Source organism: Mesorhizobium sp. M0166 (assembly GCF_040322255.1).
Taxonomy (GTDB): Bacteria; Pseudomonadota; Alphaproteobacteria; order Rhizobiales; family Rhizobiaceae; genus Mesorhizobium.
On record NZ_JAMYTD010000001.1, the window covers coordinates 230,643 to 247,521 of the forward strand.

The window sequence follows — 16,879 nt, forward strand, 5'->3', positions numbered from 1 at the left end:
GCTTATGCCGGCTAAATCCAGCAGTCCATCCATCCAGGGTCGAAGCGGGCCTTCGCGTGAGTGATACGTGCAGCCGCGACAAGCCGTCGGCTGGATGGATGTCTCGCTTGCTGATCCACAAACTGCTTTCGCAGCTAGAGAGCGCCTCTATGCTGCCATCGTCGCCAGAGCCGCCGTTCGCGCGACGGCTTGAATCGACCGCGTCGAAACTATCAGCAAAAACGGCGCCCTTGGCGTGGGAGCCGAGGGCGCCGCGGGACCGGACCTGATGGGGGTTATCAGGTGGCCGGTTTCTCGGGCAGCGGCGAGATCGGCATTCCCGGGCCGATCTTCTGCAGATTGCCGGTAATCACCCGGTCGCCTTCGGCCACACCGCTCAAGATGGCAACCTGATCGCCATTGGTCGGTCCGAGCGAAACGATGCGCTGGTCGACGGTGTTGTCCTTGCCGACGACATAGAGGTATTTGCCGAGTTGGCCGGAGCCGAGTGCCGTCTGCGGCACCATCAGCGCATCAGGCTGCTCTTTGACGTGCAGCCGGACGCGGACATATTGGCCGGGCAGCAGCGTGAACTTGCCGTTGCCGATCGTCGCCCGTGCCGTGATCGTGCCGGTCGAGCGATCGATCGTGTTGTCTATGAAGGTAAGATCGCCCTTCTGGCGCGGTTCCGTTTCACCGGGAAGCAGGACGTCGACACTGATCGGTCCCGCGGCCCGGGCCTCCTCGATCTGAGTCAGGTCGGTTTCGCTCGGATTGAAGGTGACGTAGATCGGATCGAGCTGCACCAGCGAGTTGAGCACGGTGCCGGCGACGCTGACCAGCGTTCCGACGGATGCTTGGCTGCGTCCGATGCGTCCCGCGAACGGGGCACGGATTTCGGTATAGCTCAAATTGAGCTCGGCGGTCCGCAAGGCGGCCTGGTTTACGGCGAGCGAGGCCTGAGCCTCGCGCAAGGTGCTGGTGCGCTGGTCGAACACGTCCTTGGCGAGATAGCCGCTCTTGGCGAGCTCGCTGCCGCGCCCGAGATTGGAGCGCGCATAGTCGAGTGTTGCCGTGTCGCGCTGGATAAGCGCCTTCGCCTGCTCGAGGGCAGCCTGGAAATCCTCCGGGGCGATCTTGTAGAGAAGGTCGCCCTTTGCAACGTCGCTGCCGTCTGTAGCGACCTGCTCCTGCAGATAGCCCGGTACGCGCGCCTGCAGCGTGATGCTGCGGATCGGCTCCACCCGGGCGGCATAGTCGAGATAGATCGGGATCGTCTTCTTGACGACGCTCACCACCGGCACCGGCATGACAAAGGCTTCCGGCTTGGGTGTCGCCGCCCCGGCTGTGCCGGCGTTGAGGCTGAGGCTGCCCATGTCGAGCAGGTGAACGCTCGCCACCGAAATCGCCCCAAGGGCGACGGCCGTTCCCAGCGCGATTTTCCATTTACGCATGATCAATTCTCCAGTCCTATTCAGCCGCTTCGGCCAATGGCTCGAATACGGGTTCGGCAGTTGGTTGTTCGGTCGCTTCGGAAACCGGTTCGCTCTCGCTGCGGCGCTCGCGCAGCTGCTCGATCACCGCATAGAAGACCGGCACGAACACCAGCGACAGGATCGTCGCCGCGACCATGCCGCCAAAGACGGTGGTGCCGATCGACTGCCGGCTTGCGGCACCGGCACCCGTGGCGAACATCAGCGGCAGCACGCCGAGGATGAAGGCGAAGGCGGTCATCAGGATCGGTCGCAGCCGCAGCCGCGCCGCTTCCATCGCGGCATCGACGATGCTGAGGCCTTCTTCGCGCCGGCGCCGGGCAAACTCGACGATCAGAATCGCGTTCTTGGCCGCCAGTCCGATCAGCATGACGAAGCCGATCTGCGAATAGACGTCGATCTGCATGCCGCGCAGCCACAGCACGACGAACGCACCGAACAATGCGAGCGGCACCGCCAGCAGCACCATGAACGGCATCGCCCAGCTCTCATATTGCGCGGCGAGAATCAGGAAGACGAAGACGATCGCGAGGCCAAAGACGACGGATGCGATCGATCCCGCCTTGAGCTCCTGATAAGTGATGCCGGTCCATTCGTAGCCGAAATCTCTCGGCAACGCCGTGGCAGCGGCACGCTCCATTGCCGCCACCGCCTGGCCGGACGAAAAGCCGGGCGCGGCGCCGCCATTGATCAGGGCCGACGCATTGTTGTTGTAGTGCGGCACGGTCTCGGGACCGACGATGGGCACAAGCTTGCCCAGCGTGCTGAGCGGCACCATGCCACCCGACGCATTGCGGACATAGAGCCGCGAAATGTCGGCCGGACCCGCACGAGAGTCCTTGTCGGCCTGGATCGTCACCCGGAAGGTGCGGCCGAACAAGTTGAAATCGTTCACATAGAGCGAGCCGAGATAGATCTGCAGCGTATTGAAGACGTCCGGCAGGTTGAGCCCGAGCAGCTTCGCCTTGGCGCGATCGAGATCGTAGTTGAACTGCGGCGTCGAGGTCGAGAACGACGAGAACAATTGCTGCGGGTTGAGCTCGGGCTGCTTGCGCGCCTCGGCAATCACCGCTTGCGTCGCATCGTTGAGCGCCACGCTGCCGCGGCCGGTCAGGTCCTCGACCTGAAACTCGAAGCCACCGGTGGTGCCGATGCCCGGGATCGACGGCGGGTCGAAGCTCAGCGCAAAAGCCTCCGGAATTTGCAGCAGCTTGTTGCGCACGTCGGCGACGAGCTTCGAGGCGCTCTGGTTGGGACCGCGTTCGTCCCATGGCTTCAGGATGGCGAATTCGACCGCCGAGTTCGACTGCGCGGCGCTGGTCAGGAAGTTCAAGCCGCTGATCGAGCCGACGATATCGACGCCGGGCGTATTCTGCAGGATGTCGCGTGCCTTTTGCGCCACCGCGTCGGTGCGTTCCAGCGAGGCCCCGTCGGGGAGCTGGATGACGACGAAGAAGTAGCCCTGGTCCTCGACCGGAAGGAAGGTCGACGGCAGGCGCTGCCAGACGAAATAGGTCGCGACAAGTCCGGCCGCGAACACGCCGAGCATGATCCAGCGCAGGCGGATGAGAATGCGCACACCATTCGCATAGGCATGCGCCAGCCGTTCGAAGCCCATGTTGAACCAGCGGAATAGCACGAACTGCGTTTCCGGCCGGTGGCGCAGGAAGGCGGCGCTGAGCGACGGGGTAAGCGTCAGCGAGACGAAGGCCGAGATGCCGAAGGAGATCGCCACCGTCAGGGCGAACTGGTTGTAGAGCCGGCCGGACACGCCGGGAATGAAGGCGACCGGCACGAACACGGCCATCAGCACGGCGGTCGTCGCGATGATCGGGCCGGTGACCTCGGCCATCGCCGTGCGCGTGGCAGCCAGCGGTTTTAGGCCGGCCTCAAGTTGGCGTTCGACATTCTCGACGACGACGATGGCATCGTCGACGACGAGGCCGATCGCCAGCACCATGCCGAGCAGACTGAGCATGTTCAGTGAGAAGCCAAGCATATGCATGACGGCCAGCGTCGCCACCAGCGACACCGGAATTGCGATCGTCGGGATGATCGTGGTGCGCCAGCTTTGCAGGAAGATGAACACCACGGCGACGACCAGGACCAGCGCTTCGCCGAGCGTGATCAGCACGTCGTGCATAGACGCCGATACGAAACGTGTCGTATCGTAATGCATGGCGTAGCTGACGCCCTTCGGGAAGCGGGCCGACAGCTCCTGCATCTTATCCTTGACGCGCTGCTGCAGATCGAGCGCGTTGGAGCCCGGCATCTGGTAGACCGCCAGCACCACCGTCGGGTCCTTGCCGAAGAAGGCCGACGAAGAATATTGCAGCGCGCCGAGCTCGATGCGCGCAACGTCGCGCAGCCTGACCAGCGAGCCGTTCGCGGTATTGGCCCGCACGACGATGTCACCGAACTCCTTCGGATCGCTCAGCCTGCCGACGGCGTTGACCTGCATCTCGAAGGCGGTGCCGGCCGGAGCCGGCGACTGTCCGATCTTGCCGGCCGCCACCTGGACGTTCTGCTCGGCGACGGCGTTCTGCACGTCGACGGCAGTAATGCCGAGATTGGCGAGCTTGTCGGGATCGAGCCAGATGCGCATCGAATAGCGCCGCTCGCCGAAGATCTGGACGTCGCCGACGCCGGGCAGGCGCTTCAGCGGATCGACCACCTGCAGATAGGCCAGATTGCTCAGCGCGACCGGGTTGACGGAACCGTCCGGCGAGGTGAGGTCGACGATCAGGACGAAGTTCGGGTTCTGCTTCTTGATCGTCACGCCGCCCTGATTGACGATGGCCGGCAACGAGGACGCCGCCTGCGAAACGCGGTTCTGGACGTCGACGGCCGCCGTGCTCAGGTCGTAGCCAACGTCGAAGGTGATGGTGATCGTCGAGGAGCCGTCATTGGAGCTCGACGACGACATATAGGTCATGCCCTGGACGCCGTTGATCTGCTGTTCGAGCGGCGTCGTCACCGTGTCGGCGACGACCTGCGCGCTGGCGCCCGGGTAGTGGGCGCTGACCACGACCTGGGGCGGCGTGATGTCGGGAAATTGCGAGACGGGCAGAAGGAAATAACAAATCCCTCCGGCGAGCACCATGATGATGGCGATCGCCGACGCAAAGATCGGACGATGGATGAAGAAGTTTACCATGAGATGCACGCCTCGCCCGATGCTCTGGCCCGGCCAAAGGCCCTGGCTACCCTGGACAGCCGCCGGCTGCGCGTTGAGCCGGAATCTTCGAGAAAGCCGAAATCTTGCAGAGGGCGGCGCGGCGCATTGCGGCGTTCGGCCTGCTCATCAGCCAGCGCACGCAGCATCGCCTCGAAAGACCGCGGGTCGACGCGGTCGGCCTTCATCAGCATGCGGATCATCGGATCCCTCACGACTTCATCGATCGTCAGATCATTGCGCTGCGACATCGAAGCGGCTCCTGGTTTTTGGCGATCCGCGGCAAGCCGCGGATCGGGTGTTCTCTTGCTCGCCGGCCGAGGCCGTGAGGTGCGGTTCGTCCCCTTGCCGATCGGGGCGGGGCTGATGGCCGGCACTTGCGAGTTTGACATGATGCAATGCGGGTGTTACAGGTAAGTAACATCTCTAACGTTACAGACCGGTAACACCCTAGTCAAGAGGTGCACCGAGGGAATTTCGGAAACGCAATCACGGAGGTTTTGATGACAGACGGTGTTGTGGAGCGTGTTCGCCCCCGGGACAGGATCCTGGAGACGGCACGGGACATGTTTCACAAGCATGGCATTCGCGGCGTCGGCATCGACGCCATCACCGAGGCCGCCGGCACCAACAAGATGACGCTCTACCGGCATTTCGAGTCCAAGGACGACCTGATCATCGAATGTCTGCGGGCGACCGCCTGCAGCGCCAACGCGATGTGGGAAAAGTTCGAGGCCGAGAATCCGGGCGACAAGCTGGCGCAGCTGCACGCCTGGGTCCGGATGGCGGCCGATTGCCTGATGTCGGATCGTCGCGGTTGCGACATGGCCAACGCCGCCATCGAGCTGAGCGAGGCCGATCATCCGGCAAGGCAAGTGATTAAGGAACTCAAGGAAGCGCAGCGCGAGCGGCTGGTCTCGCTGTGTCGCGATGCCGGCATCGGCCAGGCCGAGCTTCTTGCGGACACGCTGTCGCTGTTGCTCGAGGGCGCCCGCGTCAGCCTGCAAAGCGTCGGCGCCGAGGGCCCGAGCGCGCAGTTCGTCCGCATGGCGGAAGGCCTGATCACGTCTTTCAGGGCCAGATAGTCTCGCAAGCGGCGAAACGATCCGTGGCGTTTCGATTGCGGGCCGCGCCGCCGGGTGATGTCTCGTCCCATTGCGATGTGCCATCTCGCGTCTCCCTTGCCGGTCCTCCGCAGCAGCAATGCCTGCGCGGCGCTGTTTGCTGGTCGTGAGGCAGGATAGGGCCGCCGGCGAACCGGTGAGAGTGACAAGTGTGACAGGATTCCGCCCGACAAGTCGCGGCGATCGCAGCGAAGCTCATCGATCCGCGGATCAACAGTCGTGTCCGGTGCTGGTCACGATCCCAAGCGTCGGCCGCTATCCCGGAGCCGGAATAAAAAAAGCCCGCTGCCGGGAGGAGGTGGCAGCGGGCTCGATTTCGAATACGGCACGGGAGGAGGTGTACCGCACTCAGCGTCGGCATCGCATCTGGGAGGAGTAGATGGCCGACACCTGCGAAATTATCGATTGCCCAATGATTCGGCAACCACAAAAGTTGCATAGGTGATGTGCAGATTTGCGGTATCAACCGAATTTTAACGATGAAGGCCCGAGCGCCATCGCCCACGCGCGGCATCACTGCACCGGGACATTTTCCTTGAAGATCAGGCGCGGCTCGATGAATTTACGCGTCAGATAGGGCGCCGATGAGGCGATCGAGCCGAGCAGGCGAATGACCGACTGTTCGGCGATCAGCCGCGCATTCTGGTCGATGACGACGTCGAGCAGATCGTCGACGAGATAGCCGCGCGTCTCACGCGTCAGATCATGGCAGATGAACACCGGCTTCTTGTGCGGCCTGGCTTCGCGCAGCGCCTTCGCCACGCCCGAGCGCCCGGCCCCGACACAGTAGATGCCGAGCAACTCCGGCTCGTTGTGCAGCGCCTTCATGGTCGCGGTATAGCTGACCTCCGGTTCGTCGTTGATCTCGACGGCGCTGGTGACGGCCAGGTTCGGAAACTCTTCGCCGAGCACGGAGCGAAAGCCCATCTCGCGTTCCTCGTGGCCGCGATAGGAGCGTGAGCCGACGACCATCGCCAGATGGCCCTGGCGGCCGCCGAGGAACCGTCCCATCAGCAGCGCCGCCGTACGGCCGGCCACCCTGTTGTCGATGCCGACATAGGCCGAGCGGGGCGCGCCGGGAACATCGGACACCAGCGTGACCAGACGGATGCCGGCCTCGACGATCTCGCGCAAGATGTTGCGCGTTCTCGGATGATCGACGGCGATGACACCGACGCCGTTCGCCTTGAGCGAGAGGTTTTCGACGGCCGCCTGCAAGGCACTCGGCGAAATGCCGGCGAGCTCGTGGATGCGGCAGGAGGCAACCAGCGGCAGGCGCGCCGCATAATCCTCGATGTGCCTGGCCAGATCGGCCATGAAGGCATTGCTGCCGATCGGCAGGAAGAATTCGAGATGTGCCGGCCGCGAGGGCAACGCGACCTGGTCGACGACCGGCAGATAGCCGAGCTGCTTGGCCGCCTCCATTACGCGCTGCCGGTTGGCGGCACTGGCTCCCGGCCGGTTGTTGAGCACACGGTCGACCGTCGCGGTCGACAGGCCGCAGCTTCTGGCAATATCCGAAACGGTGGCCTTCATATCGCAACCATGTAGCGATGCGATCCAGTGCCTCGACGATAAGCCCGGCCCGGCTGCTCAGCCGGGCCGTTGCGTGCGCTCGACCAGCGCGTCATGGATCTCCTTGTCGGACATGCCGGTGATGACGCGTTCGACTTCGGCGACGCTGGTCTTCTTCGGGTCTATATCGTCGGCGACCACCTTGCCGCGGCGCATGACGACGATGCGGTCGACCACCTGGAAGACGTGGTGGATGTTGTGGGCGATGAAGATGCAGGAATGGCCGGAATCGCGGGCACTGCGCACGAAGCTCAGCACGCCTTGCGTTTCGGCGACGCCGAGATTGTTGGTCGGCTCGTCGAGGATGATGAGGTCGCTGTCGAAATGCATGGCGCGCGCAATCGCCACCGCCTGCCGCTCGCCGCCGGAGAGCGAGCCGATCGGCGTCGTCGGCGGGATGTTCTTCGAGATGCCGACCTGCTTGAGCAGGTCGCGGGCAACCACGTTCATCGCCTCCTGGTCCATGCGGTTGAGGAAACGCGGCGGCTTGACCGGCTCGCGTCCAAGGAACAGGTTGCGCGCGATCGACAGCTGCGTCACCAGCGCGGAGTCCTGGTAGATCGTCTCGATGCCGTGGGCGATGGCGTCGCTGGTGCTGCGCAAATTCACCTTCTTGCCTCGGATGAAGATGTCGCCGCTGGTCAGCGGAACCGCGCCCGATAGCACCTTGATCAGCGTCGACTTGCCGGCGCCGTTGTCGCCGAGCAGCCCGACGATCTCCCTTTCGTTGACATGGAAATTGGCATCCACCAGCGCCTGCACGCGCCCATAGGACTTGCGGATGTTTTCCATGCGGACAAGCGGTTCGGCCATGGTTCAAGTCCCTGCCTGATGCCGGCGTTCCAGCCATGAGTGGAGCGCCATCATGCCGAGGATGATGGCGCCGATGAAGATGTTGTAGGCAAGGCCCGGCACGCCGATCAGCACGATGCCGTTGCGCATCACGCGCAGGATCAGGATGCCGAGCACAGTGCCGATGATTGTGCCGCGCCCACCGGTCAGCGCCGTGCCGCCGATCACCACCATGGCGATGACTTCGAGCTCGTAGCCGGTGCCGCTGTTGGGGTTGGCCGCAGAGGTGCGTAGCGAGGAGATGACGCCGGCAAGCGAGGCCAGGATCGACGACAGGATGAACAGGCCGATCTTGACGCCGCTGACATTGACACCGCGCGCCCTTGCAGCACTCGGGTTGCCGCCGGCCGCCTGGATCCAGTTGCCTGTCCGGCTTTGCGTCAGCACGTAGCCGAGCGCGATTGCGGCGGCGATGAACCAGAACAGCGACATGTAGATACGGAACGGACCGATGAAGAAATCGCCGACCAGCGCTTCCGCCAGCCAACTGCCCTCGGCGCTCCAGGTCCGCTGCGGAAATCCGTTGGTGACGAACAATGCGGTGCCGCGCACCACCAGCAGCATGCCCAGCGTCACCAGGAAGGACGGGATCTTGAGCTGCGTCACGAACCAGCCATTGACCAGTCCGATGAACGCAGCGACCACCAGCGCGATGACGAAGGCGGCTTCGAGCGAGGCGACGCCGCTGTTGAACAACGTCCACATCAGGACAGGCGAGAAGCCGAACACCGAGCCGACCGAGAGGTCGAATTCGCCTGATGTCATCAACAGGGTCATCGCCAGCGCGATCAGCCCGAGCTCGACCGTGAAGGCCAGCGTGTTCGAGATGTTTTGCGGCGACAGGAAGTCGTGGTTGATGCCCCAGAACACAGCGATCTCGACGACGAGCAGCACGAACGGCCCGAACTCGGGTCGCGCGATCGAGCGTTGGATAAGAGAACGATTTTCCACCTTGGACCCGCGATAGGATTGGATTTGGCCGAGACCGCAACCGGCTTCGGCGGAATGATGAGACAGTCACGGCCGCCGAAGCGGCCGTGACCAACTCGATCGCGGATTTATTTGCCGGACAGGATCTTGTCGTAGACTGCCGCGGTGTCCTTCTCGTAGAGCGCGCCGGTGATCACGTCGAAGCCGGGCGGAATACCGCTTGCCGCCATGTTGGCGAGCGAGAGCGCGACATAGCTGGTCGCCTGCGGATCCTGCCACTGGCCGGCATTGACGTAGCCGTTCAGCACTTCCTGGGTGGTGTCGAGCGAGTTGCCCCAGCCGACGACCGGGATTTCGCCCGGCTTGACGCCGACCTGGTCGAACACCCGCTTGATCGAACCGGTGACAAGGTCGCCAAGGCCGATGATCGCCTTGACCTTGGCCCTGTTGGCGGTGAGGTAATCGACCATGCGGTTGATCACTTCGGCCTGGTCGAGCGTCGCTTCGGTGATTTCATAGGTGATGCCGAGCGGCTCGAAGACGCTCTTGATGCCTTCCTCTTCCTGGACGCCATAGGTGGCGCCGGGAATTTCGACCGGCATCCAGACGAAGTCGCCCTTCTTCACCAGGCCCTTGTCGACCAGATACTGCGCCCAATGCTTGCCGAAGGTGACGTTGTCGCCGCCGACATAGGCGTTGAAATCCGCCTTCGGGTCGGGCGTGTTGAAGTTGATGATCGGGATGTTCGCCGCCCGCGCTTCCTTGACGATCTCGACAAGGCTGCCCGGATCGGGGCTGGTCGTGGTGATGCCGTCGGCCTTGGCGGCGATTGCGGCGCGGACGGCTTCCTGTTGCGACGCCACGTCGCCGTTGTGGAACGAGGTGTTGACGGTATTGCCGGTGTCCGCCGCCCATTGCTTGGCACCGGCAAGGAAGTAGGTCCAGACCGGATCGGCCGGGCCGCCATGCGAAATCCAGTAGAACGTCTTGGCCTGTGCCGCGGCCGGAATGGCCAGCGCCATCACCAAGCCAAGTACAAGCAGTCTTAGCCTCGTCAGCATTTGATTTCCTCCCATTTGAACCTCCTCCTCCTCCGACGATCACCGCGAAAAGCCGTGCGCGGCCAAAACGGTGGTCGCATTTTGCCAGCGTCGACCTGGACGCATTAGAGCATTCCCTTTTTCGATCGATGGCAAGCCTCGATTGCCAATGGACGTTGGCGCAAGGCACCACGCCATCAGCAATCCCATCAGATTGCATCAGTTTGGCTGATATTTTCCAGGCGGCCGACGATCGTCCTTGCGACCGTCATGCAATGCCGCGCGGCGGCGCGCCGAGCACGGATTGCTCTAGGTCGATAAGCGTCCCGGTCATCAGCCCGGAGGCGTCGCTGAGCAGGAACAGCGTTAGCCGGGCGACTTCGTCCATGGTCAGCAATCGACCAAGCGGCAGGCCGGCGGCGGCGATCTTTGCCCAGTTTTCGCCCTTGCCCAGCGTGCGCGCCTGCATCTCTTGTTCGGCCGGCGTCGCTACCCAGCCCATGTTGATGCCGTTGACGCGGATGCGATCGGAGAGATGCGCGTTGGCAATGTTTCTGGTCAGCGTCGAAAGCGCGCCCTTGGTTGCGGAATAGATGGCAAGGTCCGGCGCACCGCAATGCGCATTCACCGACAGTATGTTGACGATGGCGCCCGCCGCCCGCCGTGTCTTCATGTCGGCTACGGCCGCCTGCATGAGGAAGAACGGCGCGCGCGCATTGACGGAAAACAACCTGTCCCAGTCGTCGATTGTGCCAGTTTCCAGCGAGGCCCGGTCGGTGAGGGCCGCGGCGTTCACCAGACAATCGATGCGGCCGAGTCTTTTGATCGCTTCCGCCATGACAGCTGCAGGCGCGGCCGGATCTCCAAGGTCGGCCTGGATGAAGACGACGGGCCGGCTTGGTCGTGAAAGCTCTTCGGCGATGCGTCTGCCACGCTCGGCATTGCGGCCGACAATGGCGATCCCTTCGCCGCCGCCGGCTGAGGCCAGCCGGGCGATGGTCTCGCCAAGCCCTTGCGTCCCGCCGGTAACGACAAGGGTCTTGCCCTCAAGAGCGACGATCAATGGACTCTCCCGAATGCCGACGAGCAGGTAATTTCCAATCAGAGAATTCTAGAATCTATCGGATGTTAGGCTGGGGGACTAGATGAGGTCGGCCCTTGCGAGGTCACGCATCAGATGGCTGGCGCCGTAGGTCCAGTGCGGGCAGTCGGGCGACAGCCGCACGCGGTTGACCAACGCACCGAACTTCTCCGACGAGATGGTGACGATGTCGCCGACCTTGTGGGTAAAGCCCTTGCCTTGTTCGCCGCGATCCTTCGACGGCACGAACATCGTGCCGAGATAGAGCACCAGCCCGTCCGGATACTGGTGGTGCGGCCCCATGGCGGCGGCGACCAACTCTTCCGGCGAGCGGCTGATCTCAGCCATCGAACTGGCGCCCTCTAGCGAGAACCCATCCTCGCCCTCGACCTTCAGGTGTACGATCGCCTGCTTCACGTCGCCGATGGAAAACGTCTCGTCGAACAGCCGGATAAAGGGGCCAAGTGCTGCCGAAGCGTTGTTGTCCTTGGCTTTGCCGAGCAGCAGCGCGGAGCGTCCCTCGACGTCGCGCAGATTGACGTCGTTGCCGATCGTCGCCCCGACGATCCTGCCGCTGCTCGCGGCAATCATGGCGATCTCCGGCTCCGGATTGTTCCATGTCGAAACCGGATGCAGGCCGACATCGGCGCCGAAGCCGACCGAGGCCATCGGCTGGCATTTAGTGAAGATCTCGGCATCGGGGCCGATGCCGACTTCCAGATATTGCGACCAGGCGCCGCGCGCAATCAGCTTGGCCTTGATCTCCATCGCTTCCGGCGAGCCGGGCTTGAGCTTCGACAGATCGTGGCCGATCAGCCCGGCGATGTCGGCGCGAATGGCGTCGGCCTTTTCGGCCGAACCGCGCGCCTGCTCCTCGATCACCCGTTCGAGCAGGCTGACGACAAAGGTGACGCCAGACGCCTTGATCGCCTGCAGGTCGACGGGGGACAGCAGGTACGGTTTCCCCGCATCGCGCGCTGTCTCGAAACTGTTGGCGGCAATGGCATCGAGCGGGCCGATCGGCCGTCCCTTGGCCGAGCGGACGTGCCCCGCCGGATCCGGCAATTCGCAAACGTCGCGTACGGTCGGCGCCACATTTGACGTGATGTCGAAGATCGTGCCGTCACGCACCGTGACCACCAGCGGATGGGAAGCATCGCTCGCCCAGGCGCGGCCTACGAAGAGGCCTTCGGCGGGCAAATGTGTGGCGTTCGTCATGGCTTACATTTCCTGTTGTCTTGTCCTTCGGCCGCGGCACTTTCAACAAATTCCCGCCAAAGGTCTATCCCGCTTGCAGGGCGAGCTTTGTCAATTCTTTCAAGCGGTCTTCGCATCGCTGGACCTTGATCGAGCCTGACGTGCGCCAATGGCGAGGGAAAACGCTCTTTCAAAATAATGAAACCGTCGCTAGGGTTTTCACCCACTGAAAATCTCCAGGTGACGCTTGCTCTTACGGTTTTCCGATCCAATCTGGCAGAAGCCGCGGACAGCCACCGCGTTCCAGTCGCTTTTTCCAGCCGGCCAATGCGTCGATGTCGTCATCGTCGGCGGCGGCATTCTGGGTCTGTCAACGGCCTTGCACGCTGCCCGGCTCGGCCTCGCCGTCCAGGTGGTGGAGGCCGGCGAAATCGGCAGTGGCGCATCCGGCCTGAACGGCGGTCAGGTCATTCCCGGCCTGAAATACGATCCGGACTGGCTGCTGGAGCATTTTGGTCTCGAACGCGGTGAGGCGCTCGTCAACTTTGCCGCCTCGACGGTGGACGCCGTTTTCGAATTGATCCGCGACGAAAAGCTCACGGTGCCGTTCGTCCGCAATGGCTGGATCCAGGCCGCGCATACCGAGACCGCGCTGAAAGCGGCGGCAAGCCGGGATCGGCAGTGGCGGGCGCGCGGCGCCGATGTCCGGCTGCTGAGCGCGACGGAGATCGCGACGATGATCGGCGCGCAAGGCTATCTCGGCGGCTGGCTCGATCGCCGCGCCGGTGTCATCGATCCGCTTGCCTACACGTCGGAACTGGCGCGCGTCGCTGCAGCGGCGAGCGTGAAGATCGCCGAACGCCAGAACGTGATGCAGATCAGCAAGAATGCTGGCATTTGGCACGTTTCTACGGAAAGCGGCGCCGAACTCAAGGCCAAGGCGATTGTCCTGGCGACCAACGCCTATACCGGCGGCCTGCTCCCCGGCCTCGCCGAGACGATCGTTCCGCTGCATTCCTTCCAGATCGCGACAGCGCCGCTATCGTCCAATCTCGCGGCGGCGATCTTGCCGGAAGGGCAGGCGGTTTCGGATTCGCGCCGCATCCTCGTCTATTACCGCAAGAGTGCCGACGGCCGGCTGGTGCTCGGCGGACGCGGCCGCATGGCCTTGCCGAACGGCCCGGCCGACTGGGCGCATCTGGAACGCGCGCTGCTGCGGCTCTACCCGGCGCTGTCCGATGTGGCCATTGAAAAGCGCTGGTTCGGCCGGGTGGCAATGACGCCGGACCATCTCCCGCATATCCACGAGCCAGAGATGGGTCTGCTGGCGGTCGTCGGCTGCCAAGGCCGCGGCATCGGCCTGATGACCGCGCTTGGTGAGCGCATCGCCTCCTACCTGTCGAGCGGCGACACCAGGCAATTGCCGTTCCCGATATCGCCGATCCGGCCGATCCCTTTTCACGCGTTTCGGCAGGTCGGCGTTGCCGCGACCATCGCCTGGTACCGGATGCTGGACGCGTTCGAACGCTGACTTTCATTCCCAAGCGTGAAACAGCTTGACACTTTCACGAATATGAAAAAAGCTTGGTTGATTTCAAATTCCGATGGGCAGTCGATGTCGACCATCGCCGCAACGCAGCCGCTGCCGGAAACCCGGTCTTCGTCGGGTTTTCGCTTCGCCATGCTGCTGCCCGGCGGGCTGGTCACCTTTCTGCTGATCCTTTTCGCGCTTGGCCTGGTGTTCTTCCTGGCCTTTCGCGGCAATGACGGCTCGCTGCTGGGGGCCGGTTTCACCCTTGCGAATTTCGCCACGGTGGCCACCGATCCGCTGTACTGGACGGTGACGCTGCGCTCGCTGGGCATCGCCGGCCTGGTAACGCTGGCAACCGTCGTCACAGCATATCCTGTCGCCTACTATCTGGCTTTCCATGCCGGGCGGCGGCGTGGGCTGCTGCTGTTCCTGCTGACCCTGCCGTTCTGGACCAGCTATCTGCTGCGCGTCTTCGCCTGGAAGATCGTACTGGCCTATAATGGCGTGCTCAACTCGGCATTGATCGAAAGCGGCATCTGGTCGGAGCCGACATTGGCGTTCCTGAATACGCCGGCAGCGGTCGTTGTCACGCTTGCCCACGCTTATGCCCCGTTCGCCATCCTGCCCATCTATGTGGCGCTGGACACGATCCCGAAATCGCTGCTCGAGGCCGCTTCCGATCTTGGCGCAAAACCATTCACCAGTTTCCGCCGCATCGTGCTGCCCAACTCGATGCCGGGCGTGCTGGCGGCGGCCCTCGTCGTTTTTGTGCCGACGGTCGGCGATTACGTGACGCCGGCGCTGGTCGGCGGCCCTGCCAGTACCATGATCGGCACACTGATCCAGGCCGAGTTCGGCAAGGCCAATGACTGGCCGTTCGGCGCCGCACTCGCCGTCGCCGTCATGCTGGTCATTCTCGCCGTAGTGCTGGTGGTGCGCTTCGCCGACCGCCGATACGGCAGCCGCACATGAACACCGCGCGCCTGGACGCAAAGCAAGGCGGCGGCTGGCTCGGAGCCTACGTCCTTGCCTATCTGGTGTTCCTATATCTGCCGATATTGCTGATCCCGCTGTTTTCCTTCAACAATTCGATCCAGGCGGCATTTCCCCTGCAAGGCTTCACGGTTGAATGGTATGGCACGCTGGTCGGCAATTCGGCATTGTCCGGTGCGCTTGCCACCAGCCTCGTCATCGGCGCTATTGCCGCCATCGGCGCAACGCTCTGCGGCATCACCGTGTCGTATATGGACCTCTACGGCCGCTCGCCGCTGGCCGCAACGATCAGCGCCATTGCCCGGCTGCCGATCCTGATCCCCGGCGTTATCATAGGCATCTCGCTGTTGATCCTGGTCAATCTCGCCGGTTTCGGGCCGTCGCGCATTGCCATTGTGCTCGGCCACATATCGGTGGCGCTGCCGACGACGGTGGTGGTCATGCGCAGCCGCTTCGCCGCCATCCCGAAGACCATCCGTGAGGCAGCGCTCGACCTCGGCGCCTCGGACTGGACGACCTTCAGACGGGTGATGCTGCCGCTCAGCCTGCCCGCCATTATTTCGGCGTTCATGCTGGCCTTCCTGACCTCGTTCGACGAGTTCATCGTCGCCTTCTTCCTTGCCGGCACCGAGCCGACGCTGCCGCTTTATATCTGGAGCCAGCTGCGCTTCCCGAAATCGTTGCCGACCGTCATGGCGCTCGGCACCGCGATCCTGGCCGTGTCGTTCGTCATCGCCGCACTCGCTGAAATCCTGCGTCATCGCGGGCTTGTTGCCACCCGGCGGCCAGCACCCGCCAACCTGTCAAAACCAGAAGAAACCGAAGGAGGAGAACTGCAATGGCATTCGACCTGAAATCGATAACGGCAAAGACAGCGAAAACCGGACTGGCTGCCTTCGCGCTGGCGCTTGCGTCGACTGTCGCCTTTGCCGGCGACAAGCTGCAATATTTCACCTGGTCGGGCTATGAACTGCCCGACTTCAACAAGAGCTTCCTCGCCGCGCACCCCGATGGTGTCGAAGCCTCGATGTTCGGCGACGACGACGACGCCTTCACCAAGGTCAAGGCCGGCTTCCGCCCCGACATCGCGCATCCCTGCTATGACAAGGTGGCGCGCTGGAACAAGGAAGGCCTGCTGCAGCCGATCGACACCAAGCGCATCAAGAACTGGGATTCGATCTTCCCGGTCTTCAAGAACCTGCCCGACCTGCAGGCCGGCGACGGCAAGGTCTGGATGGTGCCGTGGGACTGGGGCAATACCTCGATCCTCTACCGCACAGATCTGGTGAAGAACCCGGAAGCCAGCTGGAACCTGCTCTGGGACAAGCAATATGCCGGGCGCATGGCGACCATCGATGCCGTCCACGACACACCGGTGGTGGCGGCCCTTCTCGCCGGCGTCAATCCATTCGACATGACACCGGAACAGATGGACAAGGTGGCGGAAAAACTGCGCGAGCAGCGCCCGCTGCTCTCGAACTACACCACCGACATGACCTCGGTCGAGCAGGCGCTGGCGAGCGGCCAGCTGGTCGCCGCCATGACTTGGAACGCCTCGGCCACCTCGCTGAAGAAGCAGGGCGTGCCTGTCGAGTTCATGAAGCCGAAAGAAGGCATGCTGACCTGGGCTTGCGGCTTCGTCATGCTCAAGGACGCCAAGAACGTCGACCTTGCCTATGACTTCATCAACAGCCGGCTGGAGACGGATTCCGGAAAATACCTGATCCAGGCCTACGGCTATGGCAGCTCGACCAGCTCGGCTTTCGCCGCCGTGCCGAAGGAGGAGTTGGAGAAACTGCAGCTGCCTTCCGATCCCGAGGTGATGCTGAAGACCACCATCTTCACCGGGCCGATGAAACAGAATGACGAACTCGCCAAGATGTTCGAGAAGGTCAAGGCAGGAGGCTGA

14 protein-coding genes are annotated in these 16,879 nt (G+C 63.2%); 5 read left to right on the forward strand and 9 right to left on the reverse strand.

The window, feature by feature from the left end; translation table 11 throughout:
* Positions 1-278: 278 nt before the first annotated feature.
* Genes NKJ46_RS01120 through NKJ46_RS01130 form a run of 3 tightly spaced genes read right to left on the reverse strand, consistent with a single transcriptional unit; the run spans position 279 to position 4,898 of the window.
* Positions 279-1,433 (reverse strand): efflux RND transporter periplasmic adaptor subunit, encoded by a 1,155-nt coding sequence (locus NKJ46_RS01120; RefSeq protein WP_352660823.1) that lies wholly within the window; start codon positions 1,431-1,433, stop codon positions 279-281.
* Positions 1,434-1,449: 16 nt separating this feature from the next.
* Positions 1,450-4,629: an efflux RND transporter permease subunit gene (locus tag NKJ46_RS01125; protein ID WP_352660826.1), complete on the reverse strand. Its 3,180-nt coding sequence runs from the start codon at positions 4,627-4,629 to the stop codon at positions 1,450-1,452.
* A complete protein-coding gene (locus NKJ46_RS01130) occupies positions 4,623-4,898 on the reverse strand; it encodes a hypothetical protein (protein WP_352466109.1) in 276 nt (91 codons plus the stop codon). The genes NKJ46_RS01125 and NKJ46_RS01130 overlap by 7 nt, the downstream gene beginning before the upstream one ends.
* 252 nt (positions 4,899-5,150) lie before the next feature.
* Between NKJ46_RS01130 and NKJ46_RS01135 the strand changes: the two genes are divergently transcribed.
* On the forward strand, positions 5,151-5,732 hold the full coding sequence (locus tag NKJ46_RS01135) for a TetR/AcrR family transcriptional regulator (RefSeq protein ID WP_031211029.1): 582 nt from the start codon (positions 5,151-5,153) through the stop codon (positions 5,730-5,732).
* A gap of 552 nt (positions 5,733-6,284) precedes the next feature.
* On the opposite strand, the gene NKJ46_RS01140 is transcribed toward NKJ46_RS01135, so the two are convergent.
* The 6 genes from NKJ46_RS01140 to NKJ46_RS01165 form a co-directional block, all read right to left on the reverse strand.
* The gene (locus tag NKJ46_RS01140) at positions 6,285-7,307 is read right to left on the reverse strand and encodes a LacI family DNA-binding transcriptional regulator (RefSeq protein ID WP_352660829.1); all 1,023 of its coding nucleotides are present in this window, start codon (positions 7,305-7,307) and stop codon (positions 6,285-6,287) included.
* Positions 7,308-7,364: 57 nt separating this feature from the next.
* Positions 7,365-8,159: an ATP-binding cassette domain-containing protein gene (locus NKJ46_RS01145; protein WP_352660831.1), complete on the reverse strand. Its 795-nt coding sequence runs from the start codon at positions 8,157-8,159 to the stop codon at positions 7,365-7,367.
* A gap of 3 nt (positions 8,160-8,162) precedes the next feature.
* Positions 8,163-9,149, reverse strand: coding sequence for an ABC transporter permease (locus NKJ46_RS01150; RefSeq protein WP_023674041.1), 987 nt, complete (start codon positions 9,147-9,149; stop codon positions 8,163-8,165).
* 107 nt (positions 9,150-9,256) lie between these two features.
* Positions 9,257-10,189 (reverse strand): substrate-binding domain-containing protein, encoded by a 933-nt coding sequence (locus NKJ46_RS01155; RefSeq protein WP_352661309.1) that lies wholly within the window; start codon positions 10,187-10,189, stop codon positions 9,257-9,259.
* Between the two features lie 247 nt (positions 10,190-10,436).
* Entirely contained in the window at positions 10,437-11,231 is a 795-nt protein-coding gene (locus NKJ46_RS01160) for an SDR family oxidoreductase (RefSeq protein ID WP_352660834.1), read from the reverse strand.
* A 78-nt stretch (positions 11,232-11,309) separates the two neighbouring features.
* Positions 11,310-12,467, reverse strand: a complete 1,158-nt coding sequence (locus tag NKJ46_RS01165) for a fumarylacetoacetate hydrolase family protein (protein WP_352660836.1) — start codon at positions 12,465-12,467, stop codon at positions 11,310-11,312.
* A 226-nt stretch (positions 12,468-12,693) separates the two neighbouring features.
* Here NKJ46_RS01165 and NKJ46_RS01170 point away from each other — a divergent pair, with 226 nt between their 5' ends.
* The 4 genes from NKJ46_RS01170 (at position 12,694) to NKJ46_RS01185 (ending at position 16,879) form a co-directional block, all read left to right on the forward strand.
* A complete protein-coding gene (locus NKJ46_RS01170; protein ID WP_352660837.1) occupies positions 12,694-13,977 on the forward strand; it encodes an NAD(P)/FAD-dependent oxidoreductase in 1,284 nt (427 codons plus the stop codon).
* 84 nt (positions 13,978-14,061) lie between these two features.
* Complete coding sequence (locus NKJ46_RS01175; protein ID WP_352660839.1) at positions 14,062-14,949, forward strand: ABC transporter permease; 888 nt, start codon at positions 14,062-14,064, stop codon at positions 14,947-14,949.
* The gene (locus NKJ46_RS01180; RefSeq protein WP_352660841.1) at positions 14,946-15,824 is read left to right on the forward strand and encodes an ABC transporter permease; all 879 of its coding nucleotides are present in this window, start codon (positions 14,946-14,948) and stop codon (positions 15,822-15,824) included. The genes NKJ46_RS01175 and NKJ46_RS01180 overlap by 4 nt, the downstream gene beginning before the upstream one ends.
* Complete coding sequence (locus NKJ46_RS01185; protein ID WP_352660843.1) at positions 15,809-16,879, forward strand: ABC transporter substrate-binding protein; 1,071 nt, start codon at positions 15,809-15,811, stop codon at positions 16,877-16,879. The genes NKJ46_RS01180 and NKJ46_RS01185 overlap by 16 nt, the downstream gene beginning before the upstream one ends.

Excerpts from the sequence above, each read along its gene's own strand:
- NKJ46_RS01180 (WP_352660841.1), top strand. The coding sequence starts at position 14,946 with ATGAACACCGCGCGCCTGGACGCAAAGCAAGGCGGCGGCTGGCTCGGA.
- NKJ46_RS01145 (WP_352660831.1), bottom strand. The coding sequence starts at position 8,159 with ATGGCCGAACCGCTTGTCCGCATGGAAAACATCCGCAAGTCCTATGGG.
- NKJ46_RS01165 (WP_352660836.1), bottom strand. The coding sequence starts at position 12,467 with ATGACGAACGCCACACATTTGCCCGCCGAAGGCCTCTTCGTAGGCCGC.
- NKJ46_RS01140 (WP_352660829.1), bottom strand. The coding sequence starts at position 7,307 with ATGAAGGCCACCGTTTCGGATATTGCCAGAAGCTGCGGCCTGTCGACC.
- NKJ46_RS01135 (WP_031211029.1), top strand. The coding sequence starts at position 5,151 with ATGACAGACGGTGTTGTGGAGCGTGTTCGCCCCCGGGACAGGATCCTG.
- NKJ46_RS01175 (WP_352660839.1), top strand. The coding sequence starts at position 14,062 with ATGTCGACCATCGCCGCAACGCAGCCGCTGCCGGAAACCCGGTCTTCG.
- NKJ46_RS01125 (WP_352660826.1), bottom strand. The coding sequence starts at position 4,629 with ATGGTAAACTTCTTCATCCATCGTCCGATCTTTGCGTCGGCGATCGCC.
- NKJ46_RS01120 (WP_352660823.1), bottom strand. The coding sequence starts at position 1,433 with ATGCGTAAATGGAAAATCGCGCTGGGAACGGCCGTCGCCCTTGGGGCG.
- NKJ46_RS01130 (WP_352466109.1), bottom strand. The coding sequence starts at position 4,898 with ATGTCGCAGCGCAATGATCTGACGATCGATGAAGTCGTGAGGGATCCG.
- NKJ46_RS01185 (WP_352660843.1), top strand. The coding sequence starts at position 15,809 with ATGGCATTCGACCTGAAATCGATAACGGCAAAGACAGCGAAAACCGGA.
- NKJ46_RS01155 (WP_352661309.1), bottom strand. The coding sequence starts at position 10,189 with ATGCTGACGAGGCTAAGACTGCTTGTACTTGGCTTGGTGATGGCGCTG.